This window comes from Microbispora sp. CA-102843 (assembly GCF_050936215.1).
Lineage (GTDB): Bacteria > Actinomycetota > Actinomycetes > Streptosporangiales > Streptosporangiaceae > Microbispora.
Genome location: NZ_JBNJNF010000001.1, coordinates 147,462 through 166,816 on the forward strand (window position 1 = coordinate 147,462; position 19,355 = coordinate 166,816).

At 70.7% G+C, this 19,355-nt stretch carries 22 protein-coding genes; 9 read left to right on the plus strand and 13 right to left on the minus strand.

From position 1 onward, the window contains the following. The first annotated feature begins 60 nt into the window (after window positions 1-60). Complete coding sequence (locus ACQEVJ_RS00800; RefSeq protein ID WP_433096091.1) at window positions 61-384, plus strand: hypothetical protein; 324 nt, start codon at window positions 61-63, stop codon at window positions 382-384. A gap of 115 nt (window positions 385-499) precedes the next feature. Further along, window positions 500-1,480 carry an AraC family transcriptional regulator gene (locus ACQEVJ_RS00805; RefSeq protein WP_433096093.1) on the plus strand — a complete coding sequence of 327 codons (981 nt, stop codon included), beginning with the start codon at window positions 500-502 and terminating at the stop codon, window positions 1,478-1,480. Window positions 1,481-1,510: 30 nt separating this feature from the next. On the opposite strand, the gene ACQEVJ_RS00810 is transcribed toward ACQEVJ_RS00805, so the two are convergent. Then, the gene (locus tag ACQEVJ_RS00810) at window positions 1,511-1,951 is read right to left on the minus strand and encodes an ATP-binding protein (RefSeq protein ID WP_433096095.1); all 441 of its coding nucleotides are present in this window, start codon (window positions 1,949-1,951) and stop codon (window positions 1,511-1,513) included. 278 nt (window positions 1,952-2,229) lie between these two features. Between ACQEVJ_RS00810 and ACQEVJ_RS00815 the strand changes: the two genes are divergently transcribed. After that, on the plus strand, window positions 2,230-2,745 hold the full coding sequence (locus ACQEVJ_RS00815; RefSeq protein ID WP_433096097.1) for a hypothetical protein: 516 nt from the start codon (window positions 2,230-2,232) through the stop codon (window positions 2,743-2,745). Window positions 2,746-2,764: 19 nt separating this feature from the next. Here ACQEVJ_RS00815 and ACQEVJ_RS00820 read toward each other — a convergent pair whose 3' ends face one another. The 5 genes from ACQEVJ_RS00820 to ACQEVJ_RS00840 all read right to left on the minus strand — a co-directional run bounded on the left by ACQEVJ_RS00820 (window position 2,765) and on the right by ACQEVJ_RS00840 (window position 6,475). Then, complete coding sequence (locus ACQEVJ_RS00820) at window positions 2,765-3,775, minus strand: hypothetical protein (RefSeq protein ID WP_433096099.1); 1,011 nt, start codon at window positions 3,773-3,775, stop codon at window positions 2,765-2,767. A 140-nt stretch (window positions 3,776-3,915) separates the two neighbouring features. After that, the gene (locus ACQEVJ_RS00825; protein ID WP_433096101.1) at window positions 3,916-4,305 is read right to left on the minus strand and encodes a MerR family transcriptional regulator; all 390 of its coding nucleotides are present in this window, start codon (window positions 4,303-4,305) and stop codon (window positions 3,916-3,918) included. Between the two features lie 389 nt (window positions 4,306-4,694). Further along, the gene (locus ACQEVJ_RS00830; RefSeq protein WP_433096103.1) at window positions 4,695-4,922 is read right to left on the minus strand and encodes a hypothetical protein; all 228 of its coding nucleotides are present in this window, start codon (window positions 4,920-4,922) and stop codon (window positions 4,695-4,697) included. A gap of 395 nt (window positions 4,923-5,317) precedes the next feature. Further along, window positions 5,318-5,734: a hypothetical protein gene (locus ACQEVJ_RS00835; protein WP_433096105.1), complete on the minus strand. Its 417-nt coding sequence runs from the start codon at window positions 5,732-5,734 to the stop codon at window positions 5,318-5,320. A gap of 51 nt (window positions 5,735-5,785) precedes the next feature. Continuing rightward, window positions 5,786-6,475, minus strand: coding sequence for a TetR/AcrR family transcriptional regulator (locus ACQEVJ_RS00840; protein WP_433096107.1), 690 nt, complete (start codon window positions 6,473-6,475; stop codon window positions 5,786-5,788). Between the two features lie 170 nt (window positions 6,476-6,645). Here ACQEVJ_RS00840 and ACQEVJ_RS00845 point away from each other — a divergent pair, with 170 nt between their 5' ends. Then, entirely contained in the window at window positions 6,646-7,140 is a 495-nt protein-coding gene (locus ACQEVJ_RS00845; RefSeq protein WP_433096109.1) for a DUF1707 domain-containing protein, read from the plus strand. Between the two features lie 32 nt (window positions 7,141-7,172). Then, entirely contained in the window at window positions 7,173-7,814 is a 642-nt protein-coding gene (locus ACQEVJ_RS00850; protein WP_433096111.1) for a TetR/AcrR family transcriptional regulator, read from the plus strand. 3 nt (window positions 7,815-7,817) lie between these two features. On the opposite strand, the gene ACQEVJ_RS00855 is transcribed toward ACQEVJ_RS00850, so the two are convergent. From ACQEVJ_RS00855 to kdpF, 5 genes are all read right to left on the minus strand, one after another. Beyond that, window positions 7,818-8,834, minus strand: a complete 1,017-nt coding sequence (locus ACQEVJ_RS00855; RefSeq protein ID WP_433096113.1) for a lysylphosphatidylglycerol synthase transmembrane domain-containing protein — start codon at window positions 8,832-8,834, stop codon at window positions 7,818-7,820. Window positions 8,835-9,530: 696 nt separating this feature from the next. Then, window positions 9,531-10,436: a potassium-transporting ATPase subunit C gene (locus ACQEVJ_RS00860; RefSeq protein ID WP_433096115.1), complete on the minus strand. Its 906-nt coding sequence runs from the start codon at window positions 10,434-10,436 to the stop codon at window positions 9,531-9,533. After that, a complete protein-coding gene (kdpB, locus tag ACQEVJ_RS00865; protein ID WP_433096117.1) occupies window positions 10,437-12,581 on the minus strand; it encodes a potassium-transporting ATPase subunit KdpB in 2,145 nt (714 codons plus the stop codon). It abuts the gene before it with no gap. Then, window positions 12,581-14,242, minus strand: a complete 1,662-nt coding sequence (kdpA, locus tag ACQEVJ_RS00870) for a potassium-transporting ATPase subunit KdpA (RefSeq protein WP_433096119.1) — start codon at window positions 14,240-14,242, stop codon at window positions 12,581-12,583. The genes kdpB and kdpA overlap by 1 nt, the downstream gene beginning before the upstream one ends. Beyond that, window positions 14,242-14,331, minus strand: a complete 90-nt coding sequence (gene kdpF, locus ACQEVJ_RS00875; RefSeq protein WP_433096121.1) for a K(+)-transporting ATPase subunit F — start codon at window positions 14,329-14,331, stop codon at window positions 14,242-14,244. The genes kdpA and kdpF overlap by 1 nt, the downstream gene beginning before the upstream one ends. Window positions 14,332-14,759: 428 nt before the next feature. On the opposite strand from kdpF, the gene ACQEVJ_RS00880 reads away from it, so the two are divergent. The 4 genes from ACQEVJ_RS00880 to ACQEVJ_RS00895 all read left to right on the plus strand — a co-directional run bounded on the left by ACQEVJ_RS00880 (window position 14,760) and on the right by ACQEVJ_RS00895 (window position 17,617). Beyond that, complete coding sequence (locus ACQEVJ_RS00880; RefSeq protein ID WP_433096123.1) at window positions 14,760-15,020, plus strand: SAV_915 family protein; 261 nt, start codon at window positions 14,760-14,762, stop codon at window positions 15,018-15,020. A gap of 282 nt (window positions 15,021-15,302) precedes the next feature. After that, window positions 15,303-15,770 carry an Lrp/AsnC family transcriptional regulator gene (locus tag ACQEVJ_RS00885; protein WP_433096125.1) on the plus strand — a complete coding sequence of 156 codons (468 nt, stop codon included), beginning with the start codon at window positions 15,303-15,305 and terminating at the stop codon, window positions 15,768-15,770. After that, window positions 15,767-17,095, plus strand: a complete 1,329-nt coding sequence (lysA, locus tag ACQEVJ_RS00890) for a diaminopimelate decarboxylase (protein WP_433096127.1) — start codon at window positions 15,767-15,769, stop codon at window positions 17,093-17,095. The genes ACQEVJ_RS00885 and lysA overlap by 4 nt, the downstream gene beginning before the upstream one ends. Before the next feature lie 18 nt (window positions 17,096-17,113). After that, window positions 17,114-17,617: a hypothetical protein gene (locus tag ACQEVJ_RS00895; RefSeq protein ID WP_433096129.1), complete on the plus strand. Its 504-nt coding sequence runs from the start codon at window positions 17,114-17,116 to the stop codon at window positions 17,615-17,617. Window positions 17,618-17,658: 41 nt separating this feature from the next. Here the strand turns inward: ACQEVJ_RS00895 and ACQEVJ_RS00900 are convergent, their stop codons facing one another. Both ACQEVJ_RS00900 and ACQEVJ_RS00905 read right to left on the minus strand, forming a co-directional pair. Then, window positions 17,659-18,450: an amino acid ABC transporter ATP-binding protein gene (locus tag ACQEVJ_RS00900; RefSeq protein ID WP_433096131.1), complete on the minus strand. Its 792-nt coding sequence runs from the start codon at window positions 18,448-18,450 to the stop codon at window positions 17,659-17,661. Continuing rightward, complete coding sequence (locus ACQEVJ_RS00905; protein WP_433096133.1) at window positions 18,447-19,355, minus strand: amino acid ABC transporter permease; 909 nt, start codon at window positions 19,353-19,355, stop codon at window positions 18,447-18,449. Before ACQEVJ_RS00905 ends, ACQEVJ_RS00900 begins: the two co-directional genes overlap by 4 nt.

Here is a 19,355-nt window from a genome sequence, read left to right on the forward strand (position 1 = left end):
GTGCAATAGACGCAGTGCAATAACCGCGGCGCAGTAGTCGCGTGAAAGTTGGTGGTCTCGATGACCGTCCAGGCAAAGGCACTGATCACGCTCCTGCCCTCCGACCAGGGTGGCCTGCCGCACGAACTGCCCTTCCGTACGCAATCGCTGGTGATCTGCGCCTGCGCCTACGCCGGAGAGGAGGGCAGGTGGCTCAGCCGGCCGTTCCAGGTGGCGATCACGGCGGACGACGAGGAGCCGCTGACCCCCGGAGACTGGCTGCACGTGGTGACCATCGCGACCACCGACGACGACGCGGTCGAGTATCTGCGCCCCGGGGAGCGCTTCCGCCTCTGGTGCGGTCACGACGTCGGCAGCGGGATCGTCTCCCGCCGCCTGATCTGACCGTCCGGCCGGTCCTGACCGCGGCCGTGTCCCGCCGGGGCGGGCCGCGCGCATAGGCTTGTGTCACGCCCGCTAGCTGCGGGAACGGGGGGCCTGCCCGCTTGGGGAGGCGAAAATGGCCGAACAACCACTACCACTCGCCGCGTACCAGCGGCTGCACACACACGACGTCGACGAGGCCCGTACGAGGGTGGGGGACGCCCTCGGCGACCACGGGCTGCGCCCGGTCGGCTCGGAGACCCGGCTCGACGTCCGCATGAACGGGATGGCGTTCGACGGAATCGGGCTGTACTCGCTCGGCTACGGCACGGAGGTGCTGATCACGCCACAGCCGTTGGACAGCTACCTGCTCGTCGAGATCCCGCTGACCGGCGCCGCCGAGGTGTCCCACGGCCGCGAACGGATCGTGTCGACGCCCGAGTTCGCCTCCGTACTGTCGCTGACGCGGCCCATGTCCATGCGGTGGGCCCCCGGGCACGCGTCGCTGATCGCCCGCTTCGACCGCGCCGCGCTCGAAGCCCACCTCGGCAAGCTCACGGGGCGCACGCCGCGCAGGCCGCTCGCCTTCTCCCTCGGCATGGACCTGACCCTGCCCCCCGCCCGGTCCTGGCTCTCGGTCGTCGACCTGCTCCGGCGGGAGGCGGAGACCGGCGGCGCCATGCTGGAGCAGCCCATCGCGCTCAGGCAACTGGAGGGGCTGCTGATGACGCAGTTGCTGCTGGCCCAGCCCAGCAACTACAGCGAGGCGCTGTGCGGCGGACAGCCCCGCGTCGCGCCCACGGCGGTGGAACGGGCCGTGGACCTGATCGAGGCGCGGGCGGCGGAACCGCTCACCGTGGAGCAGATCGCCGAGGCGGTGGGCGTCGGCGCGCGGGCGCTTCAGGACGGGTTCCGGCGCCAGCTGGAGACGACGCCCATGAGCTACCTGAGGGAGGTGCGTCTCGATCGGGTGCGTGCCGAACTCACGGTCGGGAATCCGGCCGCCACCACGGTCACCGACGTCGCCTACCGCTGGGGGTTCGTCCATCTGGGGCGGTTCGCCCTCGCCTACCGCCGGCGTTTCGGGCAGTCCCCGTCGGAGACCCTTCGCCGCTGAGCGCGGGCGTGCGGCTGCGGCGTACGGCTCTTAATGGGCCGGCAGGTCCGCCCACCACGTGGTGGTGCCGCAGGGACGGCTCAGGGAGCCGTGCCGGATGGCGAGGGCGTCGACGACGGTGGCGCCGCGCCCGCTTTCGTCCGGGGACGTCCCGGTTCCCGGCCACACCGGTGCGGCTCCGGCGTCGGTGACCTCGACCCGGATGATGTGATGATCTTCCTCCGGGCAGAGGAGGAGCCGGAGCTCGGCCGGCGGCAGGGCGTGGAGTACGGCGTTGGTCACCATCTCGGAGATCACCAGCACGGCCTCCTGCGCGGCGGTCCCGGTCGTTCCCCAGGCCGCCAGCACGCCGAGCGCACGGTGCCGTACGCCGCTGACCGCCTGCGGAGAGTGCGGCACCGGACACGTGTATACGGAAACGATCGCCTCGGCCGTGCAGACGTCGGCGCGGTCCATGGTCTGCGAGTTCATCGTCTCGTGCTCCTTGGTCACCAGCGGGCGGGACTCCCGTGGAGAAGCGCCCCCGACGTTCCGTACGCGGCGCGTCATGCGGTCGGTAAGAGCGTCACTTATCGCAGACTAGGCACGCCGCGCGACCGCCCGCTATCCCCAAGGCGAGGGCGGGTATCCGCATAACGAACCATTACCCGGACGCCCGTGCGGGTCGGCGAATCCATGGGCGGAACGAGCGAGCCCTCACCCCGGCGAGCCGTCACCATTCAAGGAAACAGACCTATGCTTTACCCGCTATGGCGCGAGTTCTGGTACTTGGCCACATCGGCGCGGAGGCTCGTCCCTCATGGGCGCCGTGGGGCGCTTCGCGGTCCGTCTGGCGGCAGGACGCTTCGACGAGTGCGTGGCAGGCGCTCGCCCCGGTGTGGGAGCGGATCCCGCAGGAGGTCCAAGAGCTGTACGCCCGGGCTCTCGTGGCGGCCGGCCGTCTGGAGGAGGCCAGGGCCGTGTGGCCGGCGGCCCTCCCGCGCCGTGACCTCACCTGGGCGGGCATGATGGCGGCACGGTCGGCGACCGCGATCGGGTTGGCGGACCGCGAGGCGGCCGAGGAGTGCTACCGCCTGCTCCTCCCCGCGGAGGGGGAGATGGCCGGGCTGAGCACCGCGTCGGTCACCTTCGGTCCGGTGGCCACCGCGCTCGGCGACCTCGCCGTCTTCCTGGGCAGGCCCGAGGCCGCGGCGGGACACTACGGCCTGGCGGCGGAGGTCGCCCGGCAGGTCGGCTCTCCCCACTGGGGAGAAGGCGGCGCGTGACGCGCTCGCGAGCCTGTGATCAGCGAGGACGCCGGGGCGTGGGAACGGGCTGCCCGCGTCGCGCGGCCTCCCGTTCTAGTCGCGGTGCCAGGGCGCGAGCGGTCCGCATCATCTTCCGCACCTGCCCGAGACGGCCGCCGCTGAGGCTGAAGTCCGCGAGGGCGCGCTCGACCCGCACGTGGACCCCGTCGGGCACGGGCGTGGCCTCGCCGACCAGCACGACGTTCTCCTGGCCGCCCATCTCGGCGTCGTGGGTGTGGAAGGTCATGCAGGCGCGTCCACGTGCCAGGACGCCGGGCGGCCCGGTCCGTACGAGGAAGCCGTCGTCCACGCGGGTCGCGCCCAGCGAACGCAGCGGCAGGGGCCAGCCGTCCTCGCCGATCACGGTCAGCACGGGATCACCGAGGCGGACGGCATGGTCGGCACGCGGGCGCCAGTCGGCGGGCGGCTCCAGCCATGCCGGAGCGCCGGCTCCCGTAGGGGCGGGGTCCGACGGCGGCGCGGTCACGTCCCGCGCCGCCTCCCACCGCAGGGGAGGCGCGTCGAGCCGCCCGTCCGGCCACCACAGCACGCGCAGCGGGGTGACCTCGATCCATATCCTCGCCCAGTACCAGGCCTGGCGTCGCACGAGGAACCACGGCTGCCGGGCGACCGCCTGCGGATACTTCGCCAGCGTCCGCCGCAGATAGAGATCGGTGTTGGCCTGCAGATCCGCGTCCCTCACGGTGGCCAGGCCCTGGACGAGCACGACCGGAGGGCCGGAGACGGGCGACCCCGTGGGGTCGGAGAACAGCAGGGCGACCCGGGGGTCGCGTCTGGCCCGTTCGGCCTTGGACGGATAGGTCAGGCCCGTCGAGACGTCGACCGTACGGCCGTCCTCGGCGACGTAGGGCCCCACCGGCCAGGTGATCGGCGTCCCGGTGCGGGTGAGCGAGGCGTATTCGCACGTCAGTGCGTGTTCGAGAACCGGCAGGACCTCGGCGGGCCAGGTGGTGCGCCCGGCCGTGCCGGACGCGGGCGACAAGGACATCCCATGCTCCCTCGCTGCGGAAAGCCGGAGAATTCCGAGGTCTGTCCGCGGAATTCCTTACGCCGGTGAATCTAGGCGGCCCGGCTTAGGCGGCACTTGGGACGGACTTATGCACGGGAAAGACACGCCGACGGCGGGGATCAGCGGGCGGACGGGGCGTTCATCCGCTGACGCCGGAGCTGCTCGGCGAACTCCCTGGCCATCGCGAGCTGCTCGCGCAGTCTGTCGGCGCGTTCCGCGACCGCCTTCTCGAACAGTTGCAGCCGGGCGAGCAGGCCGGGGTCGTCGTCACCGCGGGCCAGCCGGTCGGTGATCTCCAGCAGGTCGCGCATCTCCTCCAGGGTGAACCCCAGCGGCTTCATCCGCCTGATCAGCGCCAGGCGCTGCACGTCCTCTTCGCTGTAGAGCCGGAAACCCCCCTGCGTGCGGGCGGGCACGACCAGGCCGACCTCCTCGTAGTGGCGGATCGTGCGCAGGGACAGCCCGAGCCGCTCGGCGACCTCGCCGATCTGCACCAGACCTTCAGGCATCGCTCCGCTCACCTTTCCTACCCCCGCGGTCACCGCTCCCGTGCGGGTACCGTTGCCACTCATGGCCCACCCTCACGTAAAGGTAGGGTTTCGCAGAACAGCTCCCTGGAACTCTTCGGTGACGATACCTCTCGTCCGGGAGTCCGGCTGGAAGGGAGGACAAGCATAAGGCCCTGGGCTCGCCCTGGTGGAGTCCGGCGGCGACGCCGCTTCCCACCGCGACGGCGCGCCCGGCGAAAGGGAAGGGCCAGGCGGGCCGTGCGGTGGCTTGACGCCTGCGATGGGCGAGCACGCGGCGAAGCGGAGTCCCACCACAAGCGGGGCAACTCTACTCTCACGGAAGGTTAGAGAGCAACAACCGGTGGCGGCCAGGGTGCGAGTGCTCCCGATCAGTAGGTGCTGGGCCCCGGTTCCTCGACGTTCCACGTCACCGTGCCGTCCGGCTGGACGCATCGCCGGCGGACCCGGGTGACCAGCTGGGTCGGCAGCTGGAGCGCCGCCACCCAGGATCCGTTCCTGCTCCGCTCGAAACAGACGTTGTCGCCGTTGACGACGACGCGGTCGGCGGTGAGGGTGCGCTGAAACCCGCTGTACATCCTGACGCGGTAGATGGACATCGTCCTCCCTCTCCACGTGCGGTCTCTCGTGTGGCCGGGCCCACCGCGGCGGAATCTCCCCTGCGGGCGGGCCCTGAGCGGCTGGGCCCCTGGCCTCCCGGCGGTCACGACGCGGGGCGCGGGGGTGTCGCGGGACGGCTGCGCGTCGGCCGGGAGAACCACGTGACCAGGATCACCCTACTCTGACGTCAGAGTAGACGGATCCCCGGCCCGGTGACCGGGGTCGGCGCACGCATCCGGGCTGGTCACCGTCTACGACAGGTGAACGAGGCCCGTGCGGGACGTGACGGTCTGTCCGCCGCCACGTCCCGCGCGGGCCCCATCGCGCACTCTCCCGCTTGCGCGTACCCCCGGAATCCGGTCTCATGCACGGACGCGTATGCGGGTGTGGCCGGTCAGCTCGTCAGCAGACCGATGCCGAGGGTCAGCACGCCCGCCGCCAGGCAGAGCGCGCCGATCCAGAGCAGGATGATCAGCCGGTTCGGCCGGGTCACGCCCCGGCCGAGGGACGACAGGAAGAACCCGGCGGACATCAGCGCGGCGGCGGCCGGCACGCCGAGCCGGGCGGCCCACAGGGCGGCGCCGTCGAGACCGGTGGCGTCGACGAAGAGGAGGCACACCAGCCCGAGGGTGACCAGCACCCCCGCGTGTGCGTGCCCGGCACGGGCGAACGTCTGCTGGAAGGGCGTCATCGGCACCTCGCCACGGACGATCCTGGTGAGGAACCACCCGCCGAACTCGATGGTCACGATGGTCAGCAGAACGGCGCCGGCGATCACCTGGGTCGGCTGGCTGAGCTGCAGGGGGGTCATTGGGCACTCCTGTGAGGACGTTGGTATGGCGGGGGCGGTGGTGGGTGGACGTCAGCGACGGGTGTCCAGGGCGGCCTCGGGAAGGCCGAGTGTCCGTGCGAGATCCGCCAACTCGGCCTCGAACAGCTCGCCCGCCTCGTCACCGATCACGCGCGGGAGGCCGAGCGACTCCAGGCAGACCATTCCGTACAGCCTCGTCCAGCAGCGGGTGAAGGCGACCGCGGCGGTGGTGGAGGGCATCGTGATCTCCAGCATTCGGACGAGCCGCTCGGCCAGCGGCTCGATCCGCGGCCCGCGGGGCCAGGGAGTCGGGGAGGCGCCGCCGTAGTCCCGCCAGACTTCGGCGAAGATCTCTCCGAACAGCTTCCCCACCTGGCCTCGTGCACGGCCGACCGCCTGGTTCTCCTCCTCCGGCGGGGACACGACCAGGGAGAGGTGGAACTCCCGGGGGTGCTCGACCCCCCAGCGCCGCAACGCCCTGCTGGCGACGACGAGCCTGCCCGCCGTCTCCGCCTCGTCCACCTCGCCGACCCTGGCGGCGATGAACTCGGTGAGCTCGTCCAGGATCGCCACGATCACCGCGTCGAGGAGGGTGCGGTGGCTGTCGAAGTAGCGGTAGACCCCGGGCGGGGTCATCCCCATCTCCCGGGCGACCGCTCGGATCGTCAGCGCTTCTACGCCCTGGGTCGTCAGGATCTCGCGGCTCACCAAGATGAGCTCGCGCAACGTCGCGTCACGCACCCTCTGGCGTCGTGAAGGACCGGCCGTCGTGGACCCCTCCATAGGTCTGCCTCCCATCTTGTATGTTGTCACATGTTAACTGTAGCGTCTTGCGTTAGCTATAGCGTTCGTGCGACGCTGAAGTTACCTGCATTCGCGCGGTCATCGCCCGTCCGACCTTGGAGGCTCCCTTGAACATCGACTCCGGCACCGCGCTGCGCTCCAGGCCCGCCGGAGCCCCGGTCGCCGCGCCTCGGGTCGGCACCGCCGAACGCGACCGTGCCGTCGAACTGCTCGGTGACGCGTTCAGCGCCGGCTACCTGTCGAAAGAGGAGTTCGACGAGCGCCTCGACGTGGCCGCGCGAGCGCGTCACCGCACCGAGCTCGACGCCCTCCTCGCCGACCTGCCGGCCAAGCTGCGCACGTCGAAGGACCGGGCGCTGCGCCGGGCCCGCAAGGCGAGGGCGGCCAGGCTCGGCGTGCGCATCCACGCCGGCGTCTACGCCGGCACGTCACTTCTCCTGGTGGGCGTCTGGCTCGCCGTCGGGCGGGCGACGGACTTCTGGTATCCGTGGCCGATCTGGCCCATCCTGGGCTGGGGTGCCGGAGTGCTGGGCCACGCCGTACCCGTGACCCTGGCGGTCCGCGCCCGCGAGCGCCGGGAGACACTTAAATCAATTGCTTGACTTACCGCATCGATTCCGGTGCGGTGGTGAGGGTGACCGGTAAGTTACGAGCCGAACGGGTCAGCGTGACCCGCGAGCGGATTCTGTCGGCGGCGGAGCGGCTGTTCGCCGAACACGGCGTGTTCGCCGTGTCCAACCGCCAGGTCAGCGAGGCCGCGGGGCAGGGCAACAACGCCGCGGTCGGCTACCACTTCGGCACCAAGGCGGATCTCGTACGCGCGATCGCCCGCAGGCACGCCGAGTCGGTCGACCGGATACGCGAGCGGATGCTGGCCGACATCGGCGACTCCGCCGACGTACGCGACTGGGTGGCCTGCCTGGTCCGCCCGGTCACCGAGCATCTGGCCGCTCAGGGCAACCCGACCTGGTACGCCCGCTTCATCGCCCAGGTGGTGACCGACCCCTCGCTGCGTGCGATCATCGCCGAGGAGACGCACGCCTCGCTGCGACAGGCGCTGGACGGGTTCATCCGCTGCCTGCCCGAACTGCCCGCCGAAGTCCGGGCGGAGCGCAGCGACATGGCGCGGCAGCTGATCACGCACGTGTGCGCCGAACGTGAACGCGCCCTCGCCGAAGGCGCCCCTACGCCCAGGTCCAGTTGGCACGGCACGGCGACCGGGCTGATCGACGCGCTCGTCGGGCTGTGGCTGGCGCCTGTCTCCCAGGACCCGTGAGGTTCACCCCGCCGGACGCATGTCCGCCTCGTCCTCACCGCGGCCGAGGACGCCGAGCAGCCACCGCCCGGCCGCGGCCAGCCGGGCCCGGACCCCGTCGCGGAGCAGCAGCCAGGCGACCCAGCCGGCGGCGAGCACGGCCCAGTACGAGATCAGCCGGTAGAGCGCGACGACGGCCGCCGCCATGCTGCCGGTGACACCCGCTCCGACGAACGTGGCGGCCATGCCGAGCTCGGCGACGCCGAGCCCGCCGGGGACGACCGCGAGCGTCGCCGCGATCTTGCCCGCCACGTAGCCGAGCAGCACGGTGTGCGGCCCCAGCCCGACCCCCGCCGCCGCGCACACGGCGGCCAGGCAGGCCAGGTCGAGAAGCCAGTTGGCCAGCGCGAGGACGGCGAGGACCAGCCGGTCCCTGCCGGTCGGCCTGATCGCCTCCCTGGCCGCGAGGATCCGGCGGGAGGCGCCGGAACGACGGCCGCCGGCCCGCCGGCGCAGCCGTGCCAGCGCGAAGACGGCCGCTGCGACGGCGGCCAGCGCGATCAGCGCAGGGCCCCGGGTCGCGTCGCCGCCCAGCAGCGCGACCAGCCCCAGCACGGTGAAGGTGGCGGTCGAGTAGACGGCGCTGAGCACGAGCGTCGCGACCGACAGCGGCTTGGACGCGCCGAGCCGGCCGAACTCACGGATGGTGAAGGCGACCGAGAGCACCGGTCCGGCGGGCAGGGAGCTGGACACGGCGTTGCGCGCGTACGCGACGGCCACCGAGCGCGGACGGGTGAGCGTGATGCCGCCGCTCCTGAGCAGGCGGCGCAGCAGCCCCGCGAAGAGTCTCATCGAGAGGCCCTCGGCGATCACGGCGACGGCCAGCCAGCCCAGGTTCACCCTCTGGACCGAAGCCCAGACCGCGTCCGGGTCGGGGATCCTGTCCCTGAGGGCGAACAGCGCCACTCCGGCCACGCCGACGGCGGCGGCGCTTCGGAGCCGGCGCGCCGTTCTCGCGCGAGCGACGGAGGCAGGGGACATGCGCGGGTTCTCCGGTGCGCGTCGGGGCGTGCTGCGCCTTTAAATCAAGCGACTGACTTAGGTTAGCATCGTGGTTTTTCCCGGCGCGGAGAGGATCCCCGGCAGTCGGGCGGCCTCGCCGCGTACGGGTCTGCGGTCATCGGATCGGTGGCCATCGGATCTGTGGTCATCGGATCTGTGGTCATCGTGGCCCTCTTCCGCATGGCCTCAGCGGTATCGGCCGGCGCCCCCGGTGAACGGCTGCGCCGGTGGAGATGCCGGGCCGGAACGGGAGGGTGCCGGTAACGCGTCGGATGCCGAGGGCGAAGGCGACCCAGCGCGCCCACCGCACCGCCGAGTAGTCCTACAGCGAGAAGGATTGCCAGCCTGGCCATGTCGGCGGGGGAGAACGTCAGAGTTCCGGCGTCGTTCACCAGGAATCCGGTGAGGAACAGCCACGCCATGGCGGCCGTGGCCGTCGCGCTGATCACGCTCCGGCCTCGTATCGCGTAAACGGCTACGGTGATGGCCGTCGCCGCCATCCGATCCGCGATATCGGAAAAGGCCAACGCGGCGACGGCGCAGGAAAGGGTTGCCGTCACGAATCCGCCCACCAAGAGGAATTCAAGCGGGGTGGGGTGTGCGATATAAAACCTCATTCGTTATCGACGTCCCCTCGCCTCGTGAGAAGGTGCCGAAGACGAATTCCCACTTACCTCATCCCTTCAGCCTGTCCAGATCCAGGTTGAGCTCCAGCACGTTCACGCCGGGCTCGCCCATGAAGCCGAGCGCCCTGCCGGTGGTGTGCCGCGCGATGAGGGCCCGTATCGTGTCCAGGCCGAGGCCGCGCTCCCTGGCGACCCGGGGCGCCTGCAACTCGGCGTACGCGACCGAGATGTGCGGGTCGAGGCCGGATCCGCTGGCCGTGACGGCGTCGGCGGGCACCGGCACGTCCGTCACGTTCCCCCGGTCCGGGACGGTGCGGCCGGCCGAGTAGTCGTCTCCGGGCTTGCCGCACTCGACCTGCACTCCTTGATAGACCGGGATGAACGGCGTGGCGGGGCAGGCCTGGTTGACGCTGACCACCCGGGTGGGCGTGCCGACCACGGGAAAGACTTTCAGCACCGCGCCGACCCCGTCGCCGGTGCAGTACGGCCGGGCGCCGCTGACGCCCTCCAGCTCGCCGACCGCCTTGGAACGGGCGCACACCTGGGTGAGCAGGCTCTGCTTGCCGGTGTCGGGGTTCCCCTCGTCGTCCTTGGCGCCCGGCACCGGGAGAGTGTCGAGGACGTCTTCCGGGCCGAGGTTGCTCGCGCCCGAGGCCAGCGGGTCGTAGCCGCCCGCGGAGGGGCGGCTCTGGAAGTACTTCCTGATCGGGTTGCCGTCCTTGTCGGTGAAGCTCTGGCCGATGAGGGCGCTGCCCACATCCGTGCCGCCCTTCCGCACCGGTTCCTTCTGCACCGGTTCCTTCTGCACTAGGGAGCCGTTGGCGTTGCCGTTGAAAATGGCCTGGGCGACACCGGTGACCAACAGCGGATAGATCGCGCCGGTCACCAGGGTGAGCACGAGAAGTGCGCGCAGCGCCGCGAGGTGCCGGCGGATCCAGCTTGGCAGGCGTTCCATTTACGACATCCCCGGGAGGAACTGGACCAGCAGGTCGATGAGCTTGATGCCGAGGAACGGGACGACGATCCCGCCCAGGCCGTAGATGTAGAGGTTGCGGGACAGCAGCGTGGACGCGCTGGAGGGGCGATACCGGACGCCGCGCAGGGCGAGCGGGATGAGTGCGACGATGACCAGGGCGTTGAAGATCACCGCGGACAGGATGGCCGACTGCGGGCTGTGCAGCCGCATCACGTTCAGCGCGTCCAGACCCGGATAGACCACCGCGAACATGGCGGGGATGATCGCGAAATACTTCGCGATGTCGTTGGCGATGGAGAACGTGGTCAGCGCCCCACGCGTGATCAGCAACTGCTTGCCGATCTCGACGATCTCGATGAGCTTGGTCGGGTTGGAGTCGAGGTCGACCATGTTCCCGGCCTCCTTGGCCGCCGAGGTGCCGGTGTTCATCGCCACCCCCACGTCGGCCTGCGCCAGCGCCGGAGCGTCGTTGGTGCCGTCCCCGGTCATCGCGACCAGCCGCCCGCCCTCCTGCTCCTTCCTGATGAGCGCCAGCTTGTCCTCCGGGGTGGCCTCCGCGAGGAAGTCGTCCACGCCCGCCTCGCCGGCGATGGCCTTGGCGGTCATCGGGTTGTCCCCGGTGATCATCACGGTGCGGATGCCCATCCGGCGCATCTCGTCGAACCGCTCCCGCATGCCCGCTTTGACGACGTCCTTGAGGTGGATGACACCGAGGACACGGGCAGTGCCGCCGTCGGCGACCTCACCCACCACCAGCGGGGTGCCGCCGGAGGCGGAGATGCCGTCGACCAGCTGCCCGACGTGCGCGGTGGGATGGCCGCCGTTGTCGCGCACCCACTTCATCACGGCGGTCGCGGCGCCCTTGCGGACCCGGCGCCCGTCGACGTCGACGCCGGACATGCGGGTCTGCGCGGTGAACGGAACCCAGTCGGCGTGCGTCAGCTCGCCCGGCTGGCGTTCGCGCAGGCCGTAGGCGTTCTTGGCGTAGACGACGATCGAACGGCCCTCGGGGGTCTCGTCCGCCAGGCTGGCCAGCTGCGCCGCCCGCGCCAGTTCCATCGCGGGCACCCCGGGCACCGGGAGGAACTCGGCCGCCTGCCGGTTGCCCAACGTGATCGTGCCGGTCTTGTCGAGCAGCAGCGTGCTGACGTCACCGGCGGCCTCCACCGCCCGCCCGCTCATCGCCAGCACGTTGCGCTGGACCAGGCGGTCCATGCCGGCGATGCCGATGGCCGACAGCAACGCCCCGATCGTCGTCGGAATCAGGCAGACCAGCAGCGAGATCAGCACGATGCCGGTGACGCCGTGCCCGTTCAGGGCCAGGGAGTCGGGGATGCCGGGGTTGCTGGCCTTGGAGTAGATCGCGAGCGGCTGCATGGTCACCGTGGCGATCAGGAAGATGATCGTCAGTGCGGCCAGCAGGATGTTGAGGGCGATCTCGTTGGGCGTCTTCTGCCGGTCCGCCCCCTCCACCAGGGCGATCATCCGGTCGATGAAGCTCTCACCGGGCTTCTGCGTGATCCGCACCACGATCCGGTCCGACAGCACCTTCGTGCCGCCCGTGACCGCCGACCGGTCCCCGCCGGACTCGCGGATCACGGGGGCGGACTCGCCGGTGATCGCCGACTCGTCCACGCTGGCGATGCCCTCGACCACGTCGCCGTCGCCCGGGATGACCTCCCCGGCCTCGACCACCACGACGTCGCCCTGCCGGAGTTCGGGGGCACCCACCGTCTCCCACCGGCCGGGATCGCCTGGGTCCGGCAGCCGCCGCGCCGTGGTGTCGCGCTTGGCCGCCCGCAGCGTGGCGGCCTGGGCCTTGCCGCGCCCCTCGGCCACGGCCTCGGCCAGGTTGGCGAACAGCACGGTCAGCCACAGCCACACGACGATCGCCCAGGCGAAGACCGAGGGATCGACGACCGCGAGCACGGTGGTGAACGCCGCGCCGATCTCGACGATGAACATGACCGGGTTGCGCCACAACGTGGCCGGGTTCAGCTTGCGCAGCGCGTCAGGCAGGGAGGTGAGGAGCTGCTTCGGGTCGAGCAGGCCGCCGCCCACCTTGCCGCCCTTCTCGGGAGCGGGCGCCTTGCCCGGCGCTTGCGGCGCTTGGAGCACTGTCATCACTGGATTCCTTCTGCGAGCGGGCCGAGCGCCAGAGCGGGGAGGAAGGTCAGCGCCACCAGGATGATCGTCACGCCGACGACCATGCCGACGAACTGCGGGCGGTGGGTGGGGAGCGTGCCCGCCGAGGCCGGTACGGGGGCCTGCCTGGCCAGCGAGCCGGCGAGGCCGAGCACGAAGACGATCGGCAGGAAGCGGCCGAAGGCCATGCACAGCCCGAGCGCGGTGTCGTACCAGGGGGTGTTGACGGTGATGCCGGCGAACGCCGACCCGTTGTTGTTGGAGGCGCTGGTGAACGCGTAGAGCACTTCCGACAGGCCGTGCGGCCCGGAGTTGAGCATGCTCGCGCGCTGCTCGGGCGAGCCCATGGCCAGGGCGGTGCCCACGAGCACGAGCGCCGGGGTGGTCAGGAAGTAGAGCGAGGCCAGCTTGATCTCGCGTGCGCCGATCTTCTTGCCCAGATACTCCGGCGTACGGCCCACCATCAGGCCGGCGACGAAGACCGTGATCAGCGCCAGCACGAGCATGCCGTACAGGCCGGAACCGACCCCGCCGGGCGCGACCTCGCCCAGCATCATGTTGAACATCGTCATCATGCCGCCCAGCGGGGTGTAGGAGTCGTGGAAGGAGTTCACGGCCCCGGTCGAGGTCAGCGTGGTGGCGGTGGCGAAGGTGGCGGAGTCGGACAGTCCCAGCCGGACCTCCTTGCCCTCCATCGCCGCGCCCACCGCCTGCGGGACGGTCGCGTGCCCGGCGATCTCGAACGTGTTGGTCAGCGTGACACTGACCAGCGCCAGCACGGCCATGACGGCGACGATCGCGTAGCCCTGGCGCACCTGGCCGACGATCCGGCCGAAGGTGCGGGGCAGTGCGAACGGGATCAGCAGGATCAGGAAGATCTCCAGCCAGTTCGTCCAGGAGGCCGCGTTCTCGAAGGGATGAGCGGAGTTGGCGTTGTAGAAGCCGCCGCCGTTGGTGCCGAGCAGCTTGATGACCTCCTGGCTGGCCACCGGCCCGCCGGTGATGCTCTGCGTGCCTCCGGCGAGGGTGGTGACCTCGTGGGCGCTGGAGAAGTTCTGGATCAGGCCACCGGCCACCAGGATCAGCGCGCCGATGAACGCGATCGGCAGCAGGATGCGCACCGTGCCGCGGACCAGGTCCACCCAGAAGTTGCCGAGGTTCTCGGTCTGCTTGCGGGCGAAGCCCCGCACCAGCGCGATCGCGACGGCCATGCCCACCGCGGCCGACACGAAGTTCTGCACCGCCAGGCCGGCCATCTGCACCAGGTGGCCCATCGTGGACTCACCCGAGTACGCCTGCCAGTTGGTGTTGGTGACGAAACTGACCGCCGTGTTCCAGGCGATGTGGTCGGTCACCCCGGGAAAGCCGAGGCTCAGCAGCAGTTTGTCCTGCAGGCGCTGGAAGGCGTAGAGGAACAGGATGGAGACGGCCGAGAACGCGAGCACGCTGCCGGCGTAGACGCTCCACCGCTGCTCGGCGTCCGGCCGGGCTCCGATGAGACGGTAGATCACTCGTTCGAAGGCCAGGTGCCGCGTGCCGCTGTAGACGCGGTACATGTAGTCGCCGAGCGGCCGGTGCGTCAGCACCAGGGCGACGACGAGGGATCCGATGAACAGGATTCCGGCCGTGGTCGGCGACATCAGAAACGCTCCGGGAACAGCAGGGCCGCGATCATGAAGACCGCCAGGCCGACGGCCACGATCAGCCCCACGGCGTTGACAGCGCTCACAGGCGCTCCACCGCCTTCACCACGAGCCCGCAGATCGCGAATATCGCGACCGTCAGGGCGACGAAGATGACGTCAGCCATCTCACTTCCTCAAATCCGGATGCTTGCCTGGCCGCCGGACAGACGGCCATGAACCAGCAAAACCCCAGATTTAAGAAGCTTTGACGTTCTTGATGCCTTTCATACGCCGCCCGCCGGAACAATTACGCCGTCTCTACGCGGCTGGTTCGGGCGCGCACGTCTGCTCTCCCCGGCGGTGCGGAACGAAGAGGGCCGCGCCGTCGCGCGAAGGAAGCGACCGGGATCGCGGCGACCCATCAACATCACGTCAGCTTTCCACGGCCCGGCGTCGGAATTCCGTAGCGACGGGTTCCCGCTGGTCGCCCGGGTTCTAACGTCGCCTTCGTAGAGCCCTTTGAAAGGCGCGAAATGCTCGAAAAACCGTTATATGTGCCGGTTCGCCGCAGCACGTTCTCTCTGGCGCTACGCCTGTTCCGGACGGCCGCGGGCAAGCGGACGGCCGTGGCCTTCACCTCGCCGTTCCGGCTGGCGAGGGCGCTGGGCGGCGACCAGGACTGGATCCGCCTGAGTGAGCCCGCGCTGCGGGGCATGATCAACGACCTCAATGTGATCGGGATCGTGATCGACCCCGCAGGCGCGACGAACCGGCCGATCTCCAGGACCGCGTGATGTGCGTTCTCCAGCAGAACCTCGCCGACCAAGATGATCGATTCGTGGAGCCGCAGACGGCCGGGAACCCGTTACCCGAGACGGTGCCGTCCCGGAGCAGTGACCGCACGACCTCTCCGCGAGCGGCGGACGTCAACCGGGCGTCAGATTCGGCGGGACCGCCGTAGGAATGGCGTCAGGATCGACCGCCCACGGGCCGGCCCCTGCTTAGCGTGTTGTGTGTCCCATTTTCGGGCTGTTTGCCCGTTCAGGGCGGCAGGGCCGTTCAGAAGGCGGTGTGCTGTGAAATCCATCGACGACGTCGACCGGTCGCTGCTCCAGGCGCTGACGCGCGACGGGCGCGCTCCGGTGCGGGCCCTCGCCCGCGACCTTGCGCTCGGCGACAACACGGTCTCCATCCGGCTGCGCAGGCTGCGTGACAGCGGCGCGCTGGCCGCCGTCCGCGCCGAGGTGGACCCGGCGGCGTTCGGCCGCCCGATCCAGGCCGTCGTACGCCTCCGGCTGCGCCGCGATGTGACGTGCGGAGCCTACGAGCAGCGGCTGCGTGAGATGCCCGCGGTGTTGTGCGCGCTGGTCCTGCTCGGCGACGCCGACATCGAGGTACGAGTGGCCTGCCGGAGCATGGACGACCTCGAACTGGCGGTGGCGACGCTTCGCGACGCGGGCGCCGACACCACCTGCACCCAGATCGTGACCCGTACGGTCACCGGACTCGGCCAGGCGCTCCTGGCGGAGAAGAGAACGAAATGAGCCTGCTGATCACCCCTCCGCGTACGACGGAGACGGCCGACGGCCCCTGGCCGGCGACCGCGCGCTTCGGCGCCGAGGGCCATGCGACGGTCGGCGGCGTCGACCTGATGAAGGTGGCCGGGCGCTTCGGCACCCCGGCGTACGTCATGGACGAGACGGACGTGCGCCTGCGCTGCCGCGCCTACCGCTCCGCGCTGCCCAGGGCCGAGATCGCGTACGCCGCCAAGGCGTTCTGGTGCCGCGCCATGGCCGCCTGGGTGCGGTCCGAGGGGCTCGCCCTCGACGTGTGCTCGGCCGGCGAGCTGGCCGTGGCGAGGGCCGCCGGTTTCCCGGCGGACAAGATCATCCTCCACGGCAACGCCAAGACCCCGGCGGAGCTGCGCGCCGCGGTGGACGAGCGCGTCGGCCGCATCGTCGTCGACGACCTCGCCGAGATCAACCGCCTCGCCGCGCTCGTTCCCGCCGGGATGCGGCAGAAGGTGCTGGTGCGGGTGATTCCCGACATCGAGGCCGGGGCGCACGCCGCCATCCGCACGGGCGGCGAGGACCACAAGTTCGGGCTGTCGATCGCGGCCGGTGTGGCGAGGGAGGCGGTGAATCGGATCCTCCGCCAGCCGCGCCTGGAGCTGGTCGGCCTGCACTGCCACCTGGGGTCCCAGATCGCCGCCGCCGAGCCGTACGAGCGGAGCGCCCATGTGCTGGTGGAGCAGCTCGCGCGGATCCGCGACGCGCACGGAGTGACGCTGCCCCAGCTCGACCTCGGCGGCGGTCACGCGATCGCGTACACGAGCGGGCAGACCGGCCTGACTCCCTCCCAGCTCAGCTCACTGGCCGCGACCGTCGAGAGGCGCTGTGCCGGCATTGGCCTGCCGGCGCCGCGGCTGACCGTCGAACCCGGACGGGCCATCGCCGGGCCCGCCGGCGTGACGCTCTATCGGGTGATCGCCGTCAAGAAGGGGCTGCGCCGTACGTACGTCGCGGTCGACGGAGGCATGAGCGACAACCCCCGGCCCGCGATGTACGGCTCGCGGTACGAGATGCGCATGATCGGCCGGGCGACGCGCGAGGGCGAGCGCGACTTCACCGTGGTCGGCCACCACTGCGAAAGCGGGGACACCCTGGCCGAGGATGTCGCGCTCCCCGCCGACATCCGCCCCGGAGACGTGCTCGCCGTCGCCGCCACCGGTGCCTACAACCACTCGATGGCCTCCACCTACAACATGACCGGGCGCCCGCCGGTCGTCGCCGTCAGCCGGGGCAAGGCCCGGCTGGTCGTCCGCCGCGAGGGCCTCGACGACCTGCTGCGCCGCGACGTCGGCCTCTGAGAACTCGCGGGGAAGATCGTGCACGTCTCGTCGGCAGGGCGCGTCCTGACGGCCGCACTCCTGGTGATCGTCGCCTGCGCGACCAGCGCGATCGTCAGCTCCCTTCTGATCCGCGGCGCTGACGCCTACGCCGACGGCCATCGACGGGTGACAGCACAGGTCGTACGGGTGCTCAGGACCCCCGTCGTCGGGGCCCGGTCCGCTCCGCTGCCCGCCGCCGTGGTGGAGGCCGTCTGGACCGGCCGGGACGGCCGTCCCCACACGGGCAGGACGGTGGCGGCCTCCGGGCATCAGGCAGGGGACCGGCTGGCTCTCTGGGTCGGCGCGGGGGAAGAGTTGACCCCCGGCCCCTCGCCGACCGCCATGGTCGTCCTGGTCGCCCTGCTGGCAGGACTGACCGTGTCCGGCGGCCTCTGGACCGCCGGTCACCTCGTGCGGACGGGACGCCGTGTGTGGACCGCGCGGCGCGCCATGGCCGGATGGGAAGGCGAATGGCGGACCATCACCGCCAGAGGGCGCTGACACCCGCGACGGTCACAGCCATCCCCCTCTTGAACACATCATCATGAGGGTCGCTGGGCGCCAAGGACGCTGGACAGGAACGCGCGGGTGCGCTCGTGCGCCGGGGCGGCGAGAAGCTCGCGGGGACGGCCCTCTTCGACGACCACGCCGTCGGCGAAGAAGGTCAGCCGGTCGCCGACCTCGCGGGCGAAGGCGATCTCGTGGGTCACCACGATCATCGTCATCCCCTCGGCAGCCAGGCCCTTCATGACCTCGAGCACCTCGTCCACCAGCTCGGGGTCGAGGGCGGAGGTCGGTTCGTCGAACAGCATCAGCGCCGGGTTCATCGCCAGCGCCCGGGCGATGGCCACCCGCTGCTGCTGGCCGCCGGAGAGCTGGTGGGGCCGCTTGTGCGCGTGGTCGGCCAGGCCCACGCGGTCCAGGTGCTCCATCGCCAGCGTTCGCGCCCGATCCGGCGGCGTGTCCAGTACGTGGACGGGGCCGCAGGCGACGTTCTCCAGCGCGCTCTGGTGGGCGAACAGGTTGAATCGCTGGAACACCATGCCGATGTTCCTGCGGAAGGCGGCGAACTGCTTGGGCGTCCAGGGGTGATACCTGCCGTCCCGCAGAGTGTGGCCGACCTCCTCCCCGAGCACGCGCAGGCTGCCGCCCAGCACCGGTTCCAGGCCGTTGAGGCACCGCAGGAACGTGGACTTGCCCGAGCCCGACGGCCCGATGACGCAGCTCACCTCGCCGGAGGCCACGGTGAAGTCCACCCCGTTGAGCACCTGCACGCCGCCGTAGCCCATCCGGACGTCCGACGCCACCACCACGGGGGCGGCGCCGGCGCTCATGCGGCCACCTTCGGCAGGACCCGGGCCGCGACCCCGCCGCCGCGCACCAGCCGTACGGCGTCGGAGCCGAAGCGGCGCTCCAGCCGCCCCTGCAGGAAGGTCGCCACGGCAGTCATGATCATGTACCAGACGCTCGCCACGATCAGCAGCTCCATGATCCGGTTGTTCGCCTTGTAGATCTGGCTGGCGTTGGTCATCAGGTCGTGCCCGGCGACGACGTACACCAGGGAGGTGGTCTTCAGCATGGAGATGAACTCGTTGCCGGTCGGCGGGATGATGATGCGCAGCGCCTGCGGCAGCACGATGACCCGCATCCGCTTGGCCGGCGTCATGCCCAGCGCGTACGCCGCCTCGGTCTGGCCCCGGTCCACCGCCTGGATCCCGGCGCGCACGGTCTCGGCGAAGTACGCCGCCAGGTTCAACCCCAGCCCCAGCATGGCCGAGGTGAAGCCGGTCATCACCTGGTTGGTGTCCCACTTGAGGCCGATCATCGTGAACGGGATCTTGAGCACCAGCTCGGGGAACAGGAACGCCAGGTTGTACCAGAAGATGAGCTGCACCAGCACCGGCGTGCCGCGGAAGAACCAGATGTAGAACGTGGCCAGCCCGCTCAGCACCGGGTTGTGCGCCAGGCGCATGACCGCGACCAGGACGCCGAGCACCAGCCCAAGGGCCGTCGCCAGCACGGAGATCTCGATGGTGACCCAGACCCCGGACAGGATCCGCTCGTTGAACAGGTACTCGGCGACCTTGCCCCAGTCGAGGCGCGGGTTGACCACCACCAGGTAGACCAGCCAGCCGGCGACCGCGAGCGCGACGGCCGCGGCGAGCCAGCGGCCCCAGTGCAGGGTGCGCGCGACGGGGACCGGCGCGCCGGACCCGTCGGCGATCGGTTCGGTGCGCAC